The organism is Nocardia sp. NPDC006044 (assembly GCF_042871115.1).
GTDB lineage: Bacteria > Actinomycetota > Actinomycetes > Mycobacteriales > Mycobacteriaceae > Nocardia.
Genome location: NZ_JBIAID010000004.1, coordinates 649619 through 671828, shown reverse-complemented (window position 1 = coordinate 671828; position 22210 = coordinate 649619). Strand labels below are relative to the sequence as shown.

Below are 22210 nucleotides of genomic sequence, written 5' to 3'. Positions count from 1 at the left end.
AGATCGGGACGGCGTCCGCGCCGAGCCGTCGCCGCGGAACGTCACACGTAGCCGGTGGGACGCGCCTGGTCGATGAAGTCGAAGATCTCGTCGTCGTCGGCGGCGTCCAGGTCGAGACCCGAACCACCACTGCCCTGCAGACTTCGGATGATCTCGGTCAGCCGCTCGGTCACAGCGGCGACCTCGGACCGATCCAGCTCGACCCCGTCGCACACCCCGGAAAGCACATCCACCTGGGCGACGATCCGGTCCACGACGTCCTCGACCGGCACGATCTCGGCGGCGATATACCCGGCCAGCGCCTCCGCCGTCGGATAGTCGAACACCACCGTCGTCGGCAGTTTCAACCCGGTCGCGTTCTTCAGCCGGTTGCGGAACTCCACCGCGCCCAGCGAATCGAAGCCCAAGTCCTTGAACACATCATCGGCGCCGACCGCCTCCGCCGAGGCGTGCCCCAGCACCGCGGCGGCATGCGTGCGGACCAGATCCAGCAGAATCCGGATCTGTTCGGCAGCACTCACACCGGCCAGGCCGGCGACCAGGCCCGAGGCCGGTCCCGCGTCCGCGGCCTTGCGCATTCGCCGCACCACACCGCGCAGCATCGGCGGCACCGTTTCCGCCTTCTGCAGGGCCGCGATATCGATCCGCGACGCCACGACCGACCGCTGACCGGTGCTCAGCGCGGCATCCAGCATCGCCATGCCGTCGCCGGTGCCGATCGGCAGGTACCCACCGGCACGCAGACGCCCGCGATCGAGGTCGGTCAACGACGCAGTCATCCCGGTCGACTGCTCCCACAGGCCCCAGGCAATCGAGGTCGCCACCAGCCCTCGCCGCCGCCGGTAGAGCGCGAGCGCATCCAGGTACGCGTTCGCCGCGGCGTAATTCGACTGCCCCGGTGAGCCGACCGTCCCGGCGATCGAGGAGAACAGCACGAACATCGACAGCGGAAGATCTTTCGCCGCCTCGTGCAGGTGCCACGCGGCATTCGCCTTGGGCGCGAGCACTTTCCCCGCGCGCTCGGGTGTCAGGTCGGTGAACAGGCCGTCGTCCAGCACACCTGCGGTATGCACGATGCCGGTCAAGGGATGGGCCGGATCGATTCCGGACACCAACGCGCGCACCGCATCTGCATCGGACACATCACACGCCACTACTTCCGCATCGGCGCCGGCCGCACGCAACTGCGCGACCAGCTCGCTCGCACCCTCGGCCGCCGGGCCACGCCGCGAGGCCAGCACCAGATGTTCGATGCCGTGCGCGGCGACCAGGTGCCGCGCCACCTGCGCGCCCAATCCGCCGGTGCCGCCGGTGATCAGCACGGTGCCGGTGCGGTCCGATTGCCGCGGTACCGTCAGCACGTTCTTGCCGATGTGCCGCGCCTGCGACAGATACCGGAACGCCTCCGGCGCGCGCCGCACATCCCACTGCGTGACCGGAAGCGGTTGCAGTACACCGGCTTCGAACAGCGTGCACAGTTCGCTCAGGATCTTCTGCAGGTGCTGCGCGGGCAGCTCCATCAGCTGGAACGCCGCGTACCGCACACCCGGATAGGCCGCGGCGATCTGGGCCGGATCGCGCAGGTCGGTCAGGCCCATCTCCAGGAATCGGCCACCACGCGGCAGCAATCGCAGTGAGGCGTCGACGAACTCGCCCGCCAGCGAATCCAGCACCACGTCCACGCCCTGACCTCCGGTCTCGGCCAGGAATTTCTGTTCGAAATCCAGGGTGCGCGAATTGCCGATCCGCTCTTCGCCGAAGCCGAGTGCACGCAACACCGGCCACTTCGGCTCGGACGCCGTCACATACAGGTCGGCGCCCAGATGTCGCGCCAGCTGAATCGCCGCCAGGCCGACACCGCCGGTCCCCGCGTGGATCAGCACCCGCTCACCGGATCGCAGCCCAGCCAGATCGACCAGCGCGTGATACGCCGTCGCGAACACGACCGGCACCGCCGCCGCCTGCTCGAAACTCCAGCCCGGCGGAATCCGCACGACCCCCGACTGCTCGGCGACGACACTCGACCCGATACCGGCGAACAAGCCCATCACCCGGTCGCCCGGTTCGAATCGCGTGACGCCCGGACCGACGGCCGACACCACGCCGGCGCCCTCACCGCCGACCGGCGCGCCTTCGATCGGATACATGCCCAACGTGATCAGCACGTCGCGAAAGTTCATGCCGGCCGCGCGTACCGCGACGCGCACCTGCCCCGGGGCCAGTTCCGTCGTGTCGTCCGCGGGCGCGAGCACCATGTTGTCACCGTTGAGCGTGCCCTTACCCAAAACACCCAGCTGCCAGGCGGACTCCGCATCGGCGAGGTGCGCACCCGTTGTCGTATCCGCGCCGGCCCGCGCCAGCAGCGGCACGAAGACCGCACCGCGTCGCACCGCCGCCTGTGATTCGCCAGCGGCCAGCACGGCGGCCACCGCCGCACGGCGTTCCGCGTCGGCGGATTCGATCGTAAGGTCGGCGTGAGCGTCCAGGTCCAGCAGGACGATCCGATCCTCGTGCTCGCTCTGCGCGCTGCGCAGCAGACCCCAGATCGCGGCCTGGCCCGGGTCGATATCCGCGCCGCCGTCGACCGCGACGCCGCCGTGGGTGACGACGACGAGTGTCGCGGCCGCGAGATCCGGCTCGGCCAGCAGCGAGTGCAGGCGTTCCAGCACGCCGATCACGCACGCCTGCGGATCAGCGATCGAGCTGTCCCGCGGACAGGTGAGCACGATGACATCGCGACCGGAATCGTTGCACCGCTCCAATTTCCACGGCCGACCGTCGCTCACTTCCGGATCAGGGAGCGTGCTCCAGTCACCACCGGCGGCCATCGCGGTCTGCGGTGCGGCGTCCCAGTGCAATTCGAACAGCGCGTCGGTGACCGAAGCAGCCGGTCCCGCCGGCGCATCGAGCGAAAGATCGCGCAGGGCAAGCGATTCGACGTGCGCGACGAGTCCGCCCGCCGGATCGACCAGCACCACCTCCATCCGATCACCGGAGTATGCCACCCGCACCCGCACGACCGAGGCGCCCACCGCCGCCAGCGACACCCCCTCCCAGACGAACGGCAACCGCAGCGGCCCCACCCCGCCCGTGGCCGCGTCCCCCACCAGTGACACCTGCAATGCCGCGTCCAACAGGGCCGGATGCAATCCGAACCGTCCCGCGTCACCGACCGCGTCCTCCGGCAGCGCCACTTCGCCGAACAATTCCTCCCCGTGCCGCCACACCGACTTCACCCCCTGGAACGTCGGCCCGTACACGTACCCACCGGCGGCGAACGACGCATACACATCCCCCACCTCGATCGGGACCGCGCCGACCGGCGGCCACACGCGCAGGTCCGCACCGATATCAGCGGGCGTCGCCACCGAGTCCAGCACCCCCGAAGCGTGATTCGTCCAGTCCTGTTCTCCCGAACCCTCGGCCCGGGCGAAGACGCCGATCTGCCACTCTCCCGGCAACTCCCCCTCGGTGACCCGAACCTGTAGCTGTACCGCGCCCCGCTCAGCGAGCCGCAAGGGCGAGGACAACACCAGCTCGCCGATCCGCGCCGCATCCACCACCCCCGCCGCGAACAACGCCAACTCCACGAACACCGCACCCGGCACCAGAACCTGTCCGCCGACCACGTGATCGGCCAGCCACCCGTGCGACGACAGCGACAACCGGCCGGACAGCAATACCCCGCCGCCATCGGCCACACCGACCATTACACCCAGCAGCGGATGCTCCACCGCGCCCAAACCGAACTGCCGCGGATCGCCCGATCCCTTCCCGCCGGCGACCCAGTAGTTCTTGTGATCGAAGGCGTACGTGGGCAATTCGACGATCTGCGCACCGGTGCCGGCGAACAGCTCCGACCAGTCGACGGGCGTGCCCCGGCCGTGCGCCGCCGCAACGGCGCTCAGCAGCGCGACCGGTTCCGGGCGCTGGGCTCGCAGGGCCGCAACGGCGACGAAGTCGGCATCGTCCGCCACGCTGTCGGTGACCAGACCGGTCAGCCCGGCAGACGGTCCGATTTCGAGCAATGTCGCACCGGCCCTGGCGAATTCGGCGGCGCTCGCGACCCCTGCGGCGAACCGCACCGGCGCACTGACATGCCGGACCCAGTATCCGGGAGCCCGCAGCTCATCGGGCGTCGCGATACGACCGGTGAGGTTCGAGACCACCGGCACCGTCGCCTCGTGGTAGCTCAGTTCAGCACACACGGACTCGAATTCCGCGAGCATCGGCGCCATCAACGGTGAATGGAACGCGTGACTCACGCGCAGCCGTGTCGCCTTGACCCCGTCCGCCACCAAGCCTGCCGCGATCTCCTCGACCACCGCTTCGACCCCGGAAATCACCACGGCGTCAGGGGAGTTCACCGCCGCGATACCCACCTGACCGTCCCGTCCGGCCAGCAGCGGCGCGACGACCTCCTCGCCGGCGGCGAGCGCGATCATCGCACCACCCGTGGGCAACGCGGCCATCAACGTGCCACGCGCGGCCACCAGCCGCACCGCGTCGGGCAGCGACCACAGACCGGCGGCACAGGCGGCAGCCAGCTCACCGATCGAATGCCCCAGTACCACATCGGGTTTCACTCCCCAGGTCCGCAATAGTTCGACGAGCGACAGCTCGACAGCGAACAGCCCGGCCTGAGTGAAATCGGTCCGATCGAGCAGCGCCGCCTCGTCGCTGTCCGGTGCGGCGAAGACCACCGCACGTAGCGGCCGGGTCAACCACGGGTCGAACAGCGCACAGATCTCGTCGAACTTCGCCCGGTACACCGGGAAGGCGTCGTAGAGCTCGCGACCCATCCCCGGCCGCTGCGAGCCCTGCCCGGAGAACACGAAGACGGTCTTGCCCTTGACCGCACCGGCGCCGACCACCACATCGGGGACCTCGTTGCCTGCCACCAGATTCGCGAGCCCGGCCATCAGGTCGTCGCGACCACGCCCGAGCACTACCGCGCGATGCGGGTGCCGGGTCCGGGAATCCACTAGCGACAGACCGACATCGGCAGGATCCAGGTCCGGGTCCTGCCGAACCCACTGCGCCAGCCGCCGCGCCTGACCGATCAGCGCGTCCCGGCTCTTCGCCGAGATTATCCAGGGAATCAGCGGCGGCACAACGCGTTCCGGCAGGGGCGCGGTCTCCTCGACCGGTGCCTGCTCCAGGATCAGGTGCGCGTTCGTCCCGCTGATACCGAACGACGACACCGCGGCCCGGCGTGGGTGACCGTTCGCCGGCCACGCCCGCAGGTCGGTCACCAAGGCCACCTGCCCACTGTCCCAATCGATCTGCGTGCTCGGGGTGTCCGCGTGCAGGGTGGGCGGGACGATGCCGCGACGCAACGCCTCGACCATCTTGATCACACCGGCTACCCCGGCGGCGGCCATGCTGTGCCCGATATTCGACTTCACCGATCCCAGCAGCAACGGCTCGTTCACCCGTTCACGGCCGTAGGTGGCCAGCAGCGCGGTCGCCTCGATCGGATCGCCCAGCGCGGTGCCGGTGCCGTGCGCCTCCATCACGTCGACCTCACGCGCGGCCAGCTGGGCGTCCGACAGCGCCAGCCTGATCACCCGCTGCTGCGCCGGACCGTTCGGCGCGGTCAGCCCATTGCTCGCCCCGTCCTGATTCACCGCCGAACCCCGGATCACCGCCAGCACCCGGCGGCCGTTGCGGCGCGCGTCGGACAGTCGCTCGAGCATCAGGACGCCCACTCCTTCGGCGACACTGAACCCATCGGCGTTGTCCGCGAACGATTTACAACGCCCATCCGGTGCGAGCGCGCCCATCGCACAGAACTCCACGCAATCGGCGATCCCGGTGATCATCGTCGAGCCGCCCGCCAGCGCCATCGAGATCTCACCGCCGCGCAGCGAGCGCACCGCCTGATGCAGCGCGACCAGCGACGACGCGCACGCCGTATCCACCGTCACCGCAGGACCCTCCAGGCCCAGGATGTAGGCGATCCGCCCGGTGGCGATGCTGCCGGTGTTGCCGGTCAGCATCATTCCGTGAAACCCGCTCGGATCGTCGGGCTCCGTCCGTGACGTCGACGTGATCACCCCCGCGAACACACCGGTGGTGCTGCCTGCCAGCGTGGCCGGATCGATGCTCGCGTGTTCGATTGCCTCCCAGGCGACTTCGAGCAGCTGCCGCTGCTGCGGATCCATCGCCAACGCCTCGCGGGGCGAGATGCCGAAGAATCCGGGATCGAAATCGCCGGCCCGGCTGAGAAACCCGCCGCGCCGGACATACAACGTGCCCCGGTGCTCCCGATCCGGGTGGTAAACCGACTCGATATCCCAGCCGCGATCGTCCGGGAACTCGGAGATCATGTCTCGGCCCTCGACCGTCGCCTGGAACAGGTCGGCCGGATTCTGGATACCGCCGGGGAACCGGCAGCCCATGCCCACGATGGCAATCGGTTCGTGCGCCCGGGATTCCATATCCTGCAACCGCTGTCGCGTGTCCTGGAGGTCGATCGCGGCCCGCTTGAGGTACTTGCGGAGGTCGGATTCGGTTGCCATCGTTGTTCGCCTTCCTGCATGCACGAGTCCGATCCGGACGCGACCCTGCGCGACGGATGTCCCGGTTTCACGAGTGGTGTTGTGGCCGAACGGTCGGCGGGATGCCTATCGGTAACTGTCGGCGGGATAGGGCGACAACTCGACGCGGCCGTGCGCGACCTGCTTGCCGAACTGGTGCAGGCCGACGACGACTTCGGTTGCGCCCGAGCCGGATTCGTGGTCGGCCTCGGCGGTGCACTCGACGATCGCGTCCAATTCCGCGAATCCGGTGAACTCGACCTCGGCGGCGGTCACCACCGGCGTGTCCGGACTGCCGCCCGCCATGATCGCCGCCTGCCGGAACGCCTCCAGCAGCAGCGGCCCTGGCACGTGATCGTACGGGTGATCGAAGAAGGAGGGGTGGCTCTGATCGACCACCAGCACCACTCCGTCGTCGTGCGGCACCGTCGCCAGCACCACATTCCGGTGATCGCGGCGGCCTACGCGCACCGGTTCGACCAGGGTGACGACGGGCCCGGCGCCGGTCACCCCGGTGGCGCGTTCGGCCCGCTGGACCGTGCGCATGCCGTCGTAGGCGTCGCGGGTGAACACGATCCCGCTGCCGCCGACGGTCAACGCGGACGCGGAGTCGATGGTCAGGGTCGCCTCGAACGCGGTGTCGACGAAGTAGTCGCCCTGGCGCCCCTGGTCGGAGTGGATCCGGACGATGCCCTCGAGCGGCGAGCGCCGGTTGTCCCGGAACGCGCTCAGGTCCTCCACGCTGAAAGTCAAGCGCTGCAAGCTGAGCGGGGTTTCTGCGGGCATCTGCCCGTAGCGCTGGCCGACGACGAGCATCGCCTGCCGGATCGCTTCGACGGTGGACAGCGGATCGTGGTAGTCGACCGTCCGGTCGAACCACAGCGAGTGCGCCCGCGGCAGTTGGATCGCGGCCAGGAACTCACCCGGCCCCACCTGCACGGTGTCCGCGACGAACACCTCGCCGAGCGCGCGGCGATGGGCGAGCGCGCGCGGCACGGTTTGATCGAAGGTGAGGCCCTCGCGCCGTGGCGGCCCGGCCTCCAGCAAATTCTTGGTCATCGGCGTTCCTTTCGGTGCGCGTTCACACCGTGAGCACGGTTGATTCGGGCCGATCCGGCAGGTGCACGGCGGCGGCCAGCAATGCGGCAACGGCCCGGGGCGTCGGATTGCGGAGCAGATCCTCGACCGAGACCGTGGTTCCGGCAGCCACAGTGAGCCTGCTGCGGAACTCCAGGACGGACAGCGAGGTCAGGCCGAGGTCGAGGACGGACGCGTCGAGGTCGATCTCGGCGTCGAGCAGGTCCACCACGATCTCGCGCAATTGTGCGATGACCACGTCGAGCAGGATGTCCGGCCATTCCGCGGCGGGCAGGGTGGAAAGTCGCTCCTGCACGGGCGACATCGAGGCAGCGGGCAGGGCACCGACGGCCGAGATCGGCTTCGAGTCGAACGCCGTTGCCGCAGCTGATGAATTGCCTCCCACAATGGTGTCGAGCCAATAGTTCTGTCGCTGAAAGGCATACGTGGGCAGGTCGATGGTCCTGGCCTCCGGGAACGTCGCGCCCCAATTCACCGGTATGCCGCGAACCCACGCGCCCGCAACCGCTTTCACCAGCCCGTCGGCCTCGCCGGTCGCCGATCGCAGCGCCGGAATCGCCACGCACCGGGCATCGTCGATGCACTCGTAGCTCATATCCGACAGCACTGTGCCCGGCCCCACCTCGATCAAGGTGGTGACGCCCACCTCGAGCAGATGCCGCAGCCCGTCCACGAAGCGGACCGGTTCGCGCGCCTGCCGCTGCCAATAGCCGACCGACCCCAGGTCGTCGGCCGAGACCGGCGCACCGGTTACCGTGGAGATCATCGGAATCGACGCCGAGTTGCGCGGCACACCCGCGACGACCTGCCCGAATTCGGCCAGTATGCCGTCCGTGTGCGGCGAATGGAAGGCTCGGTCGGCGCGCAGCCGCTTCACCCGGCGTCCTCGCTCACGCCACTGCCGCGCGACGGTCAGCACCGCAGCCTCACTGCCCGAGATCACCGTGGCGTTGGGTCCGTTGCACGCCGCGACCGCGACGTCCGATTCCAACCCCGCCAGCGACTCGAGCACCTCGTCCAAACGTGCCCGCAGCGATACCATCGCGCCGGGCGGCAGCCGCTGCATCAGCCGGCCGCGCGCCGCCACCACCGCCGCGGCGTCCGGCAGCGTGAAGACGCCGGCCACATGGGCGGCCGCCAGCTCCCCGATCGAGTGCCCGATGACGAAATCCGGGCGCAGGCCCCAGGATTCGAGCAGCCGGAAGAGAGCGACCTCAACCACGAACAGCGCGGGCTGGGTGTAATCGGTGCGCTCGAGCAGCCGCTCCTCGGCTTGATCGAACACGACCTGCCGCAACGGACGGTCCAGCAGTGGCGCGAAACTCGCGCACAGTTCATCGAAAGCCGCGGCGTAGACCGGGAATTCGCGATACAGCTGGCTGCCCATGCCGATCCACTCGCTGCCCTGGCCGGGCAGCATCATCGCGGTCTTGCCGGTGCCGCGCCCGTGCGTGCGGATGACCGAGCTCGAGGCCGACAGGCCGGTGAGCTGGTCGACGAGCTCGGCGCGGGTGCGGCCGACCACCACGGCGCGATGGTCGAAGACGGTCCGGGTGGTGGCCAGCGAATAGCCGACCGCGGCGGGACTCGGGTCCGGATCGGCCGTCAGCGCGGCGTGCAGCCGCGATGCCTGGTCGGCCACCGCGGCCGCGCTCTTCCCGGACAGCACCCAGGCCACGGGCGAGGCCGGTGCCACACGGTCGGTGGCGAGGTCCGGTTCGGGCCGCACGTGCTGTTCGAGGATGACGTGGGCGTTGGTGCCGCTCATGCCGAACGAGGACACGCCCGCCCGGCGCGGACCGTCGTGCTCAGGCCACGGGCGGGCCCGGGTAGCCAGCCGGATCGTCCCCGGCGACCAGTCCACGTGTGTGGTCGGCTCGTCGACGTGCAGGGTCGGGGGCACCACGCCGTGCCGGATCGCCTGCACCGCCTTGATCAGCCCGGCCACCCCGGCGGCCGATTGAGTGTGCGCCACATTCGATTTCACCGATCCGAGCCACAGCGGCCGATCCGCGGGGCGCTGCTTGCCGTAGGTGGCGTGCAGGGCCTGCACCTCGATCGGGTCACCGAGCACCGTGCCGGTGCCGTGCCCCTCCACCAGGTCTACCTGGTCCGGCCGCACCCGCGCGTCGGCCAGCGCCGCCGCGATCACCCGCTGCTGGGCCAGGCCGTTGGGTGCCGTGAGCCCGTTCGACGCGCCGTCGGAGTTCACCGCGGAACCGCGCACCACCGCCAGCACCGGGTGGCCCAGACGCTCTGCGTCCGAGAGCCGTTCGACCAGGACGATGCCGATGCCCTCGCCCCAGGAGGTACCGTCGGCGCCGGCCGCGAACGCCTTGCAGCGGCCATCGGCGGCGAGCGCGCGCTGCCGGGCGAACATCGCGAAGGTCAGGTGCGTCGCCATCACCGTGACACCCCCGACCAGGGCCATCGAGGTCTGCCTCGAGCGCAGCGACTGGACCGCCTGGTGCAGAGCCACCAGCGACGATGAGCACGTGGTGTCCAGCGTGACCGCGGGCCCGTGCAGGCCGAGCAGATAGGCGACCCGGCCCGACGCCATCGCCGAGATATTTCCGGTCACCAAATAGGATTCCGCGTCGCCCATCCCGGCCGGCGCACCCAATCCATAACCTTGGCTCGTCATGCCGATGAATACACCGGTATCGGTGCCCCGCAACTGCGCCGGATCGATTCTGGCGCGCTCGATGGTCTCCCAGGCAACTTCCAGCACCTGCCGCTGCTGCGGGTCTATCGCCAGCGCCTCGCGCGGGCTGATGCCGAAGAATCCGGCGTCGAATTCACCGGGTCGGTCGAGGAAGGCGCCGCGACCGGCACTGGATTCGACGAATACGTCCGGATCGGCCTCGAATATCGAATCCAGATCCCAGCCCCGGTCGGCCGGAAACTCGGCGATCAGGTCGCGCCCCGCTATCACGCAGTCCCACAGGTCCTCCGGTGACCGCACCCCGCCCGCAAACCGGCACGACATCCCGATAATCGCCACCGGCTCACTGGATTTCGCCTCCAGCTCGCGCAGCCGCTGCTGCGTCTCGTACAGTTCGCGGGCCGCCTTCTTCAGGTACCTGCGTAGTTCAGCTTCGTCGGCCATCGGTCATCCTCGATTCCCCACCTGGGCCGAGATCGACGGCAACGGCCGGCCGACGGAATCGATTTGTTCGTCATAATTCGAAGCGTCGATCAAGGGCGTAAAGTTCATCTTCGACCTCCGCAGACAGCATTACCGCGGTGCCAAAAGTTGTCAACCGGAACAACTTACAGACAAATTATAGAAGTCCGCCTTTGCATAATGTATTGATAAGTCGCGCATAATTTGCGGACATGGCAAAACCCCCCATCCGGGGGTATTCGGACAAAGAACCCAACCGGACGGTACGCGAAAGTGCCGATATGTCCGGCGAATTCGACCGCGAGGTCAGCGCCCGGCGGCGGCGAGCCGGTAATCAGCCTCGAGCAGCATCCACCCGCTCAGCTGGACCGAGAGATCGCGGCTCAGGTTCCCCGACGACGCGGCCGAGGAGTACATGAGCTGAGAAAAGGTGCCCGGCGGCGCGGGCACCGTGACCGGGCACCGCCAGTCCACGCCGAACAACGGCAGGCCGTCCACTTCGGCGCGGTGTTTCCAGGCGGCCCGCGCGGAGGCGTGCACAATGCTCGCGGCGGTGGTATCGCCAAGGGCCAGTGCGGTTTCCGCGAGATACCTGGCGAGAATGCCCATGAACAAACCGGAGTCGTCTCCCGCGGCCGCCGCGATCACCCCCGCCTCCGTCATGCGGTCCCCTACCGCGGCGACAAGGGACGCCGCCCGGCGTTGATGCACCGATTCGCCTGTGCGGATTGCCAACTCGGTCTGCAATCCGATAGCGACGCCTTGGCAGTAGGTGAGTGCGGAGCGATCCACCCGGCCGCCGGGCTCGTGGATGCCGTCGAAGATCAGGCCGGTGTCGCTGTCCCGCAAGCGGGTCTCCAGGAAGTCGGCGAGTTCTTTGGCCCGGGACAGATTGCCCAACCGCGCCATGGCGATGCCGGCCGGGCCGATCGCGGAAGTGCTGTAGTACTCGTCGTCGATCCGCCAGGGCACCGCACCGACGACGGGGTCCCAGCCGCCGACCAGGTCGGACCGCAGTTCGTCGACCGCTTCGGTGAATCGGACGCCGAGCAGCCGGTCGGCCCGCTCCAGCGCCAGCACCAGCCAGGACATGTCGTCGTAGTAGCGGTTGGTCCAGCCGGTGAGGTTGCGGACCCGAATGCCGCGGGCGAGCGCGACAACTCGCTCGATCCGTTCCGGAGTGCGGGCGCGGTATGCGGCGTCCACCGCGCAGTCCAGCAGGTGGGCCTGCCACCAGTAGCACCATTTCACGAAGGTCTGATCGAGCCAGGTACCCGGCCAGTACAGCGTGCCCATCCGCAGCTGCGGTCTGCCCCAGAGCGTGCGCACGTGCCGTTGCACGATCGCCTGCTCGGCCAGGTCCGCTCGCTGCCCCGGGTCGTCCGGGCCGGCGGACACCTTCCGCGTGATCGTCAGGGCCTGCGCGGGCTCCGCCAGCGCGGTCAGCACGACCGAGGCTCCCGCCGCCACCAGCACGTTGCGCCGGCTTATCCCCTTGTCCCGGCGATCCATCCGCTCGGACTCCCTTTACTGAGCATGATCATCAGAGGCAGAAACCGTGCGGATGGATTCTATCCTGCGACGACTGTTCCAGCGCGGCGGCGATTTCCCATCCCGGCCTGCCCTGGGCGGGAGATCGGGCAGGCGAGTCGATCACCGAACGGTAGATTTCATGGATAGATGCGCATATCTACGTTACAGCATAGAATACGTCCGGTGCTGGCGTGCCATAAGGCTTTCGCATTTGCACCAGTGTGGTAGCCGAGCTAGCGGAACCACGCGACGTCGCCGGAAACGCCGTTGGCAGGCGATGTCCGAGCCTCGGGTCGGAACGTGCCGACAAACCGTGGATGCGGGAACGGGCGATCGCATCATCGCCGTGTCGATCAGTGACACGATCGGGGTGATCCCTGCGATATACCAGGCGGACACCTCGGGAGCCGGTGTCCGCCGACACCGGAACGGGGGGTTGCCATGGAGGATGACCGCACAGTCGTCGGTCGCACCGTCACCATCCTGGACGCGGTGAGCAGCGCGCCGGCGCCGATCACCCTCGCACTGCTCACCAAGCACACCGGCATTCCGAAGCCGACCGTTCGCCGGATCGCCGACGCGCTCGTCCAGCGCGGCATGCTGACCCGGACGCCGCAGGGTTATCGGGCCGGCGACCGGTTGATCCATCAGGGCTTGCGTTCCACCTGGCATCAGCGGACAGCCCACACCGCGCAGCCATACCTGCAGGATCTCTATGCCCGAGCGCCCGGCGAGATCGCCTTCTACTGCGGGCTGCACAACGGCGAGCTCGTCAATGCCGGGACCGTTTTCGGTGCAACACACCGTCGTTCGATGCGGGAAACCGCCTGGCCGTCGCTGGCCTCGCTCGGCCAGAGTGTGGTGCTCACCGCGACCGGCAGGCTGCAATTCGCCCATCATGCCGAGCAAGCCGATCGTGTCCTGACGACCGGCTGCGCACCGCTCACTCGCTACTCCCCCGCACACCCTGGTCGTCTTCGCGCGCTCCTCGCCGATGCCCGGGACACCGGAATCGCCGTCGAGCAGGAACAATCCAGGCTGGGATGGGGATGCACCGCCGTCGCGTTGCACGACGCCGCGGGCAATCTCATCGGCGCGCTGGGCCTGGCTGGTCGCGGCAGCACCACCACGACCCCCGCGCTGCGCCGCGCCACGGTCGCCCTCGCCGCATCGCTGGAGCGCGACCTTGCCGAAATGCTGAGCTCGAGGAGCGCCTGAGTGATGCCTCAGGTCTGCCGCACCGGTTCGTAGACCTCCGCGGCGAGCCCGAAGGTCCAGGCCACGCCTTCGCGGGCGGTGCGCGTCGTCGGCGGCACGCGGAGCCAGTAGGTGCGATGGGTGCCGTCGGGTTCCGGCGTGGAGTTGACCACCTCGACCATCACCACGTCCTCGTCCCCGTCGAGCGCGATCCGCCACAGCACCCCGGTCTCGTCGCGATGCAGCGGGCGCGCGCCGGATTCGTCGAGATAGCGGTCGTAGCCGTAGTACTCGAGCATGATGCGGCGCAGTTCGGCATTCTCCTCCGCGCGGATCCGCTCGGGCGTCAATCCGCGCAGGCTGTCGAGGAATTCGGCGCTGACGGCCATGCCGCGCCACGCGTATAGCTCGAATCCGTCGGTGTAGGCGAGCGCGGGGCCGTCGCCGCGGTCGAGGCGGCCGGCCTCGTCCCGGTGCAGTTCGGTGGGACGTTCGCTGATCAGGGCGATGTTCTCGTACGGCCACCACCAGCCCGCTTCCCGCGCGACCGCCGCCAATCCGGCGAGTGGCGAACCCGCGGCGGTGTCGAATGCGCACAGCCAGGCGGCGTCGTGTTGGCCGAGTACGGCATCGAGCAGTAACAGGCGGACGCGGGTGCGCTCCTTGGGCTTACTCGCCGCGGCCTCGATGACGCCCGCGCGGATGCGGTCGACGACGGTCCGGGTCAGCTCCCACAGGTCCGCGCCGGTGGTCTGCCAATGGTCGTTGAACGCCTTCGTGCCCAATTCCGCGTGCACACGGGCGCGTTCGGCGGCCCACGGCCCGCTGCGCAACGCCTCGCGCACGCTGGCGCCGCGCTCCCCCAGCTCACCGTCCGAGAGCATCCGCACCGCGGTCAACGGCGAACCGGCCCACACGATTCGCGCGGGCTCACGCAGTCCCGCCAGTCGGTAGGCCGCACGCACCCCGGCTTCCGCCGCGGCCCGGTCGCCGGCGCCGGTCTGCGCCGAAATCGACCGCCACACATCATGTTCCGTCACGTCTTCGCTCTTCCTGTGCTCGCTCGAGATTCCTGACACCGGTTTTGTTCAGTCGGCCACGATCCGCACCGAACCCGGCACGTACTCGCGTTGGCGCACCACTCGATACCAGCCCCGCGGCAGCGTGATGGCGGCATGTTCCTCGTGGACGACGCGCCCGCCCTCGGGTAGGTGCAGCAGCATCGGCCCGAACGCGCCCGCCTCGCGAATCAGCCTGCCGGGACTCGGGATCGCGTGGGCGTGGCCGGTGACCTCACCGAGCGCGAGGACCAGACGTCCGCGCGCGTCGCGCGGTTCCGAGGCCGCGTGCACAGCCCTTTCGGGCACCGCGCTCTCCGTCAGCGCAACGATCAGAACGTCGCCTTGCCGATACATGGTTTCTCCTCCCACCGCGGCCCGGAATCGGTGCCATGCCGAGGACCGTAGCGACCGGGTCCGACAAAGACCGCCCGGTTCCGAAGTTGTCGGAGGGGCTTGGTAGAAAGCAGCTGATCATTCTCGAAACCGGCCGAAAGGGGCGGGGACACATGACCGTTGGGGACCACTTGCACGAGCTCGGGGGGTTGCCCGCGTTCGACTTCCCGACTGCCGATTCGGGCAGCCCGGCGCGGTCGGTGGACACACTGCCCGCGGCCGGCTCGGTGGCCTGGCGCATCGGCGTCGCCGCCTATGACGAGTCGGGTTCGTGGGCGTCGTCCTTCGCCGACTTCGCCGACGCAGTCGACCTCACCCAGGTCCGGGCGTTGATCGTCGGCTGCTGGACCGACGCGTACGACAAGGGGCCGGACGAGGTATTCGCCGCGTTGCTCGCTGCGGCGGATCGGTTGCCGAACCTGCGAGCGTTGTTCATCGGCGACATTGTCGGCGAGGAGTGCGAGATCTCCTGGATCAATCAAGGACAGGTGACGGTACTGCTCGAGGGCTTCCCCGAGCTGACCGAATTCGGTGTGCGCGGCGGCCAGGATCTGGAGTTCGCGCCCGTCCGGCACGAACGCCTGGAAAAGCTGACCGTGGAAACCGGCGGCCTGGACGCGGAGGTCGTGCGCGGGATCGCCGAGAGCGACCTGCCCGCGCTCACCCATCTCGACCTGTGGCTCGGCGTCGCTGAGTACGGCGGCGACGCCGACACCGACGATCTCGCCCCGATCCTCGCCGGGACCCACCTGCCCAGCCTGAAGCATCTCGCGTTGCGCAACAGTGAGATCCAGGACGAGATCTGCGCCGCGCTGGCGTCGGCTCCGGTGGTGGCCCGGCTGGACGTGCTCGACGTCTCCATGGGCGTGCTCACCGACGACGGCGCGGCCGCCCTGCTCAGCGGGCAACCCCTCAGCCATCTGAGCTTCCTCGACCTGCACCACAATTACCTCTCCGCGGAGATGGGCACTCGGCTGACCGAGGCGCTCGAGCCGGCCGGGGTGCGGCTGGATCTGGATCGCGACGACGCCGACGAAGAAGAAGACGAGGACGACGGCACCGTCTGGCGTTACGTCGCCGTCGGTGAATGAGTCACGGTCGATGGGATCGCCGCAGCGCTGGACCGTCATCGGCAACAGCGAGAATCGCCGGGTCCACCTGTTCGTCGAGGCCGCGCGGGCGGCCGGTGTGGCCGCACCGCTGGTCGTCGATTGGCGGGACGTGCTGCGCGACGGCGGTCACGACTTCGCCGCAGACGATCTCGTCCGACTCGATTCTCCCGGTGAGAACCCGGACGTCGACGAGCTGCTGCGCGACGTGAAAGACACCACCCGCGTGGAAGGTTCGGCCCGGTGGTACACGCGGTTCCTCGGCGCGGTCGGATCGCTGCGCGGTGGTCGCCGGCTCGACGATCCGGCGGAGCTGGCGGTGCTGTTCGACAAGCGGCGCTGCCATGCCCGCCTCGACGCCACGGGCGTGCCGGTGCCCGCCTCGCCTACATCCGGCGTCGCGGCACCCGTGCGTGGCTGGTCCGATGTGCGAGATCGAATGCGCCACAACGGACTTCCCCGAGTTTTCGTGAAGCTCGCGCACGGCTCGTCCGCATCGGGGGTACTGGCAATCGAGTCGACCCGTGCGGGCCGATGGCAGGCGACCACTTCGGTGGAGGTCGCCGCGGACGGCCTGCACAACTCGCTCGCGCTCCGTCGCTATACCCGCGAATCCGAGATCGCCGCGATCGTCGACCGGCTCGCGCCCGACGGGCTGCACATCGAACAGTGGGTGCCGAAGGCGTCTTTGGCCGGCCGCACCGCCGATCTGCGCGTGCTGGTGGTCGCGGGGCGAGCCACCCACGCGGTGGTGCGGACGAGCCGGGCGCCGATGACCAACCTGCACCTCGGCGGTACTCGCGGCGACCTCGCCGCCGTTCGCGCGGCGGCGGGTGATCGGTGGGCCGAGGCGTTGACGATCTGCGAACGGGCGGCCGCGTGCTTTCCCGCAACCCTGTGTGTCGGCATCGATCTGCTGCCTTCGATCGGCTGGCGCCGGTTCGTGGTCGGGGAGGTCAACGCGTTCGGCGATCTGCTGCCGCGACTCCCCGGGTTGACCGACGGTCCCGCCGCGGGCATCGACACCTACACCGCGCAGCTTCGCGCCGCACCCGCTTTCCTTGCTCGGCAACCGGATTCACCGGAGGTGACCTATGCACCGGCCTGACATGAACGAGGTCGTCGGCCGCGACGATCTGTTGCTGCTCACCCTCGACACGCTCCGCTACGACGTCGCGGCCGAGCTCGCCGCCGCGGGCAAACTGCCCAACCTGTCCGCCCATCTCCCGGACGGCCAGTGGGAAAAGCGCCACGCGCCAGGCAGTTTCACCTACGCCTCACACCAGGCGATCTTCGCCGGATTCCTGCCGACGCCCGCAACGCCGGGTCCGCATCCGCGACTGTTCGCCGCGCGCTTCGCCGGCAGTGAGACGACCGCGGACGGGACCTACGTCTTCGACTCCCCCGATCTGGTGACCGCGCTCGCCGAGCACGGCTATCACACGGTGTGCGTCGGCGGCGTCGGGTTCTTCAACAAACGGGGCGCGCTCGGCAATGTGCTGCCCGGGTTGTTCGCCGAAAGCCATTGGGAGCCGGACTTTTCCGTGGCCTCGCCGACGTCGTTCGAAGCTCAGGTGGCCTGTGCCGAGCGAGTGGTCGCCGCCCTGCCCGCCGAGCAGCGACTCTTCCTGTTCCTCAACGCTTCCACCCTCCACCAACCGAACTGGTTCCATCTGCCGGGCGCCTCCCGCGAAGCCGGAGACAGCCGCGAAACCCACGCTGCCGCTTTGCAATACATCGACGCGCAGGTAGACCGGCTGTTCGACGCCATGCGCTCCCGGCGGCGCTGTTTCGCGATCGTCTGTTCCGACCACGGCACGGCCTACGGCGACGACGGGTACACCGGCCATCGGCTGGGCCACGAATCCGTATGGACGGTCCCCTACGGTCACTTCTTCTTGGAGTCCGCCACATGATCGACACCGTCGCGCTACCGCGGCCTTACCAGAACTACGTGTACGCGTATCCGCACAAGACCGCGTACCGGCCGCTGACGCCGCGCCTCGCGCTCGCCGATCTTTGGGCCGGTCAACCGCGGCAAGCCCTTTCGCTGTATGCGCACATTCCGTTCTGCGAGGTGCGCTGCGGCTTCTGCAATCTGTTCACCCGGGTCGGCGCGCCGGACGGGCTCACCGGTCGTTACCTCGACGCCCTCACCCGGCAGGCACAGGCCGTGCGGGCGGCCCTCGGCGACGAAGAACCGGTGCGTTTCGCGAACGCCGCGTTCGGCGGCGGCACCCCGACCTATCTGGAGGCCGCCGAGTTGTCGCGGCTGTGCGATATCGCGGAGGTGCTCATGGGCGCTGACCTGCGGTCCATTCCGTTGTCGGTGGAGACTTCGCCGAGCACCGCCACCACCGATCGACTCGCGGTCCTGGCCGAGCGCGGGACCACCCGGCTGAGCATCGGCGTGCAGAGCTTCATCGATGCGGAGGCCCGCGCCGCCGTGCGACCGCAGCGGCGCGCGGACGTCGAGGCGGCGCTCGGGCGTATTCGCGACACCGGCATCCCGGTCCTCAATATCGACCTGATCTACGGCATCGATGGTCAGACCGAGTCGAGCTGGCGAGTGTCCCTCGACGCGGCGCTGGCATGGCGGCCGGAAGAGCTCTACCTCTATCCGCTGTACGTGCGCCCGCTGACCGGGCTCGGCCGGCACGCCGATCCCGCTGTCGCCGACCTGGATTGGGACGAACAGCGGTTGCGCCTATACGCCGAGGGGCGTGATCATCTGCTCGCACACGGCTACCAGCAGGTCTCCATGCGCATGTTCCGCCGCGCCGACGCCCCGCCGCAGGGGCCCGACGACTATGCCTGCCAGACCGACGGCATGATCGGACTCGGCTGTGGCGCACGCTCTTACACCTCGGGACTGCACTACTCGTTCGACTACGCGGTCTCCATGCGTGAGGTCCGGACGATCATCGATACCTACACCGCCACCACCGATTTCAGCTGCGCGGTACACGGCAGGGTGATCGATCAGGATGAGGCGAAGCGCAGATATCTGCTCCAGTCGCTGCTGCAGGCCGACGGCTTCGCCATCGCGGACTACCTGGCGCAGTTCGGAAACGATCCCTGGCAGGACTTCCCGGTCGAGTTGCGCACCCTCGACGACCGTGGCTGGCTCGCAGCCACCGAACCCGGCCGGCTGCGTCTCACCGGCATGGGTCTCGCCTACTCCGACGCGATCGGCCCCGAATTCTTCTCCCCCGCAGTGCAAGCCGCTATGGCCGCCTACGAGCCGCGGTAACCGTGAACCTGACCATCCTCTACCGCGGACCGCTCGCCTCCTGCGACTACGACTGCCCCTACTGCCCGTTCGCCAAACGCCGGGACAGCACCGCGCAACTGCGCGCGGATCGGGCCGCCCTCGAACGCTTCACCGCCTGGGCACACCGGCAGACAGGGGACCGGCTTTCCATCCTCTTCACCCCGTGGGGTGAAGGCCTGGTGCGTTCCTGGTATCGGCGCGCCCTGGTCGAACTGTCCCACGCGCCGCATATCGATCGCGTCGCCATCCAGACCAATCTCAGCTGCCGCACCGACTGGCTGGCCGAGGCCGATACCGGCACGCTCGCCCTCTGGTGCACCTACCACCCCGGGCAAACGCCCTACCGGCGATTCCTCGACAAGACCGCCAGGCTGGCCGACGCGGGCATCCGCTTCAGCGTCGGAATAGTCGGCCTCCCAGAGCATCTCGAATCCGCGCGACAACTGCGCGCCGACCTTCCCGGCCACATCTACCTCTGGGTGAACGCCGCCGAAGGCCACACCTATACCGACGCCCAAGCGGAAAACTGGACCGCCCTCGACCCCCTGTTCCCCTTCAGCCGCCACCCGCACGAGTCCGCGGGCCAGGCCTGCCGAACCGGCTCGTCGGTCATCTCGGTGGACGGCGACGGCGGCGTGCGCCGCTGCCATTTCGTCCGCGACACTTTGGGCAACCTCTACGACGATTCGTTCCGCAACGCACTCGGCCCCCGCGCCTGCCCGCTCACCGTGTGCGACTGCCACATCGGCTACGTCCACCTCGAAACCCTCCCGCTCTACGACGTTTTCGCCGGCGGTGTGCTCGAACGCATCCCCACCGCCGAATCCCTACCCCTGCTCACCGTGCCCCGGCCGGTTGACCTGACCTTCCAGTTGCCGCGGGCATGACCAGTCGCGGCGCGGCTCGGACTATTGCCGATGTAGCGCTGGTGCCGTAGCAACTGCTCGAGGATCACGAATCTGTGCAGTGCGGGTGCTGGTACGCGGTCGGCGCGGTAGTCCACCGACCTGGCCGGTCGAACACTGTGGTGACGGCTCACCAATGATGGTGCCGTCAGTGCGCACGAGTCCGCGGAGGCCGAGGATGAATTCGATGGTGACGCCAGGGGTCGGCCTGGCGGTGCTGTGCGTGGTTCTGGTTGGCGCGGCCGCGGCGGTGTACTGGGTCGCGCAACTCGGCCCGGTGCCGGTCGCGCCGTTGGCAGCCGGACGCGCGGTGCTTCAGCTGGCCGCCGTCGCGTCGATCTTGGCGGCGGCCTTGTCCGCACTGTGGTCGTCGATCCTGGTGCTGGTGGTCATGTTCGGCGCGGCCGTTTTCACTGCCGCCCGGCGAGCACAGGCGGGACGATCCGCCGCGTGGCTGACGCTTTCGATCGGTGTGGGATTGCTGGCGACGCTGCTGCCGATGCTGGTCAGCGGCGTCGTTCCGTTGCAGGGTGTCGCCATCGTGCCGATCGGCGGCATCATCCTCGGCGGCACGATGACCGCGACCTCGCTGGCCGCCCGACGCACCCTGGACACGCTGACCGACCGCCGCGGCGAGGTGGAAGCGGCCCTGAGCCTCGGATTCCTCGACCGCGACGCCCGATTGGAGATCATCCGGCCCACCGCGACCGACGCCCTACTCCCCGGCGTAGACCAAACCCGAACCGTCGGGCTGGTAACCCTCCCCGGCGCCTTTGTCGGCGTCCTCGTCGCCAGCGGCTCCCCCGCCCACGCCGCCGCCGTCCAGATCCTCGTCCTCCTCGCCCTGCTCCTCGCCCAATCATGCGCGGTCGCAACGACCATCGAACTGGTCGCCACCGGTCACGTACACCGCCAAAACTAATCCGGCGTACCCGGACTCGTTCAACTGGCCGAGTCCGCGTCTGTCCGAGACCGCAAAACAGTGCTGCCTACCGATGGCCGAATGTGGCACCCGCTGCGAAACCCTATGCCCCGTCGACCTGCCACGTGCTTCGGGCGAGCGCCCTGGAACGATCCAGCCGTCCCACGTTTCTGCCGTAATCGGGCCGGGCGCACAATGATCGACGGCTGGGGCACAGACCGCCAAAGCCTCCAACGATTGCTCAACCTTAAGTTGCAAAACGGCCCTGGTCGGTCGCATTCAGCGCGTAGCCCCACGCGCCTGGTCGTCGTCCACTCCCCGGCATGTACGTGCGCTGAGAAGCTTTGCGGCGCAAGTGATCAGGGTGGTTGACCAACAACCGATCAGCGGCATGAGCGGATGTTCGTGTTAAGTCGTGCGCCCCGGCACGATGGCGTCGTAGGGCAGAAACAAACGTCTGACAGGACTCACTGAGCACCAACCGTTTTCGACACGTTTGTTGAACACCGCCCCGGCGTGGGCGACGTGCCGATTCAGTCCGGCCGAGCCGGTGTCCAACAAACGATCGATTTCTGGGCGGGTCGTATTTCTCAGCTAGGCGATCTGTAGCGAGCCCCCGTACTAGAGGACGGGACCTACCAGCACCCGGGTGGGAAACAGGTCGCGTGACCACCTGTAGCCGGGAGGGCAGCACCGTCGGTCGACGCGTCCGCCGCTCCAGGACCGATCAGGACCAGGCCGAAGACGATCGCGGCGAGAGCCGAGAACTTCACACGAGACATTGCGTTCTCCTTTACCATAAATTGCACCGACGCACATGCAGCCGACTATCGGAAACCCATGCGACGCCAGCCGTGTACACACTTGCGGACCGGGTGAGAGGATGTGGCATCGGGCCGACGGCGACATCGGCCACCGAATTACTGACGCTGCGTAAATCGCGCGCCGCGTATAGAAGGCAGCGTCGACGTAGTCGAATAAACCGGCGTTCTCGCCACACCCACCTCCTCTGCAAGAGATCAGTAATGCCCGCCGACATACAAATTCCA

At 68.5% G+C, this 22210-nt stretch carries 14 protein-coding genes; 7 read left to right on the top strand and 7 right to left on the bottom strand.

The features are described from left to right. Positions 1-41 precede the first annotated feature (41 nt). From ACFYO1_RS34150 to ACFYO1_RS34135, 4 genes are all read right to left on the bottom strand, one after another. Positions 42-6524 (bottom strand): SDR family NAD(P)-dependent oxidoreductase, encoded by a 6483-nt coding sequence (locus ACFYO1_RS34150; RefSeq protein WP_387240376.1) that lies wholly within the window; start codon positions 6522-6524, stop codon positions 42-44. Positions 6525-6629: 105 nt separating this feature from the next. Next, positions 6630-7601, bottom strand: a complete 972-nt coding sequence (locus ACFYO1_RS34145; RefSeq protein ID WP_387240373.1) for an AfsA-related hotdog domain-containing protein — start codon at positions 7599-7601, stop codon at positions 6630-6632. A 22-nt stretch (positions 7602-7623) separates the two neighbouring features. Continuing rightward, the gene (locus tag ACFYO1_RS34140; protein ID WP_387240370.1) at positions 7624-10749 is read right to left on the bottom strand and encodes a type I polyketide synthase; all 3126 of its coding nucleotides are present in this window, start codon (positions 10747-10749) and stop codon (positions 7624-7626) included. Positions 10750-11073: 324 nt separating this feature from the next. Beyond that, positions 11074-12279, bottom strand: a complete 1206-nt coding sequence (locus tag ACFYO1_RS34135; protein ID WP_387240367.1) for a glycoside hydrolase family 76 protein — start codon at positions 12277-12279, stop codon at positions 11074-11076. 462 nt (positions 12280-12741) lie between these two features. On the opposite strand from ACFYO1_RS34135, the gene ACFYO1_RS34130 reads away from it, so the two are divergent. After that, positions 12742-13518 (top strand): IclR family transcriptional regulator, encoded by a 777-nt coding sequence (locus ACFYO1_RS34130; protein ID WP_387240364.1) that lies wholly within the window; start codon positions 12742-12744, stop codon positions 13516-13518. An 8-nt stretch (positions 13519-13526) separates the two neighbouring features. On the opposite strand, the gene ACFYO1_RS34125 is transcribed toward ACFYO1_RS34130, so the two are convergent. Together ACFYO1_RS34125 and ACFYO1_RS34120 are read right to left on the bottom strand one after the other, a co-directional pair. Then, the gene (locus tag ACFYO1_RS34125) at positions 13527-14537 is read right to left on the bottom strand and encodes a DUF6745 domain-containing protein (protein WP_387240361.1); all 1011 of its coding nucleotides are present in this window, start codon (positions 14535-14537) and stop codon (positions 13527-13529) included. 48 nt (positions 14538-14585) lie between these two features. Beyond that, positions 14586-14864, bottom strand: a complete 279-nt coding sequence (locus tag ACFYO1_RS34120) for a hypothetical protein (protein WP_387240358.1) — start codon at positions 14862-14864, stop codon at positions 14586-14588. Between the two features lie 200 nt (positions 14865-15064). On the opposite strand from ACFYO1_RS34120, the gene ACFYO1_RS34115 reads away from it, so the two are divergent. The 6 genes from ACFYO1_RS34115 to ACFYO1_RS34090 all read left to right on the top strand — a co-directional run bounded on the left by ACFYO1_RS34115 (position 15065) and on the right by ACFYO1_RS34090 (position 21161). Then, a complete protein-coding gene (locus tag ACFYO1_RS34115) occupies positions 15065-16042 on the top strand; it encodes an STM4015 family protein (protein WP_387240355.1) in 978 nt (325 codons plus the stop codon). A gap of 10 nt (positions 16043-16052) precedes the next feature. Further along, entirely contained in the window at positions 16053-17168 is a 1116-nt protein-coding gene (locus ACFYO1_RS34110; protein WP_387240352.1) for an STM4014 family protein, read from the top strand. Further along, a complete protein-coding gene (locus ACFYO1_RS34105) occupies positions 17155-17976 on the top strand; it encodes an STM4013/SEN3800 family hydrolase (RefSeq protein ID WP_387240349.1) in 822 nt (273 codons plus the stop codon). The genes ACFYO1_RS34110 and ACFYO1_RS34105 overlap by 14 nt, the downstream gene beginning before the upstream one ends. Next, positions 17973-19313: an STM4012 family radical SAM protein gene (locus ACFYO1_RS34100; protein WP_387240346.1), complete on the top strand. Its 1341-nt coding sequence runs from the start codon at positions 17973-17975 to the stop codon at positions 19311-19313. The genes ACFYO1_RS34105 and ACFYO1_RS34100 overlap by 4 nt, the downstream gene beginning before the upstream one ends. 2 nt (positions 19314-19315) lie before the next feature. Continuing rightward, positions 19316-20221 carry an STM4011 family radical SAM protein gene (locus tag ACFYO1_RS34095; RefSeq protein WP_387240343.1) on the top strand — a complete coding sequence of 302 codons (906 nt, stop codon included), beginning with the start codon at positions 19316-19318 and terminating at the stop codon, positions 20219-20221. Positions 20222-20426: 205 nt separating this feature from the next. Further along, positions 20427-21161: an ABC transporter permease gene (locus tag ACFYO1_RS34090; protein WP_387240340.1), complete on the top strand. Its 735-nt coding sequence runs from the start codon at positions 20427-20429 to the stop codon at positions 21159-21161. A 635-nt stretch (positions 21162-21796) separates the two neighbouring features. Here the strand turns inward: ACFYO1_RS34090 and ACFYO1_RS34085 are convergent. Continuing rightward, positions 21797-21943 (bottom strand): hypothetical protein, encoded by a 147-nt coding sequence (locus ACFYO1_RS34085; protein ID WP_387240337.1) that lies wholly within the window; start codon positions 21941-21943, stop codon positions 21797-21799. Between the last annotated feature and the right edge of the window lie 267 nt (positions 21944-22210).

Coding starts and splice junctions, on each gene's coding strand:
- ACFYO1_RS34150 (WP_387240376.1), bottom strand. CDS start 6,524: ATGGCAACCGAATCCGACCTCCGCAAGTACCTCAAGCGGGCCGCGATC.
- ACFYO1_RS34145 (WP_387240373.1), bottom strand. CDS start 7,601: ATGACCAAGAATTTGCTGGAGGCCGGGCCGCCACGGCGCGAGGGCCTC.
- ACFYO1_RS34140 (WP_387240370.1), bottom strand. CDS start 10,749: ATGGCCGACGAAGCTGAACTACGCAGGTACCTGAAGAAGGCGGCCCGC.
- ACFYO1_RS34135 (WP_387240367.1), bottom strand. CDS start 12,279: ATGGATCGCCGGGACAAGGGGATAAGCCGGCGCAACGTGCTGGTGGCG.
- ACFYO1_RS34130 (WP_387240364.1), top strand. CDS start 12,742: ATGGAGGATGACCGCACAGTCGTCGGTCGCACCGTCACCATCCTGGAC.
- ACFYO1_RS34115 (WP_387240355.1), top strand. CDS start 15,065: ATGACCGTTGGGGACCACTTGCACGAGCTCGGGGGGTTGCCCGCGTTC.
- ACFYO1_RS34110 (WP_387240352.1), top strand. CDS start 16,053: ATGGGATCGCCGCAGCGCTGGACCGTCATCGGCAACAGCGAGAATCGC.
- ACFYO1_RS34105 (WP_387240349.1), top strand. CDS start 17,155: ATGCACCGGCCTGACATGAACGAGGTCGTCGGCCGCGACGATCTGTTG.
- ACFYO1_RS34100 (WP_387240346.1), top strand. CDS start 17,973: ATGATCGACACCGTCGCGCTACCGCGGCCTTACCAGAACTACGTGTAC.
- ACFYO1_RS34090 (WP_387240340.1), top strand. CDS start 20,427: ATGGTGACGCCAGGGGTCGGCCTGGCGGTGCTGTGCGTGGTTCTGGTT.
- ACFYO1_RS34085 (WP_387240337.1), bottom strand. CDS start 21,943: ATGTCTCGTGTGAAGTTCTCGGCTCTCGCCGCGATCGTCTTCGGCCTG.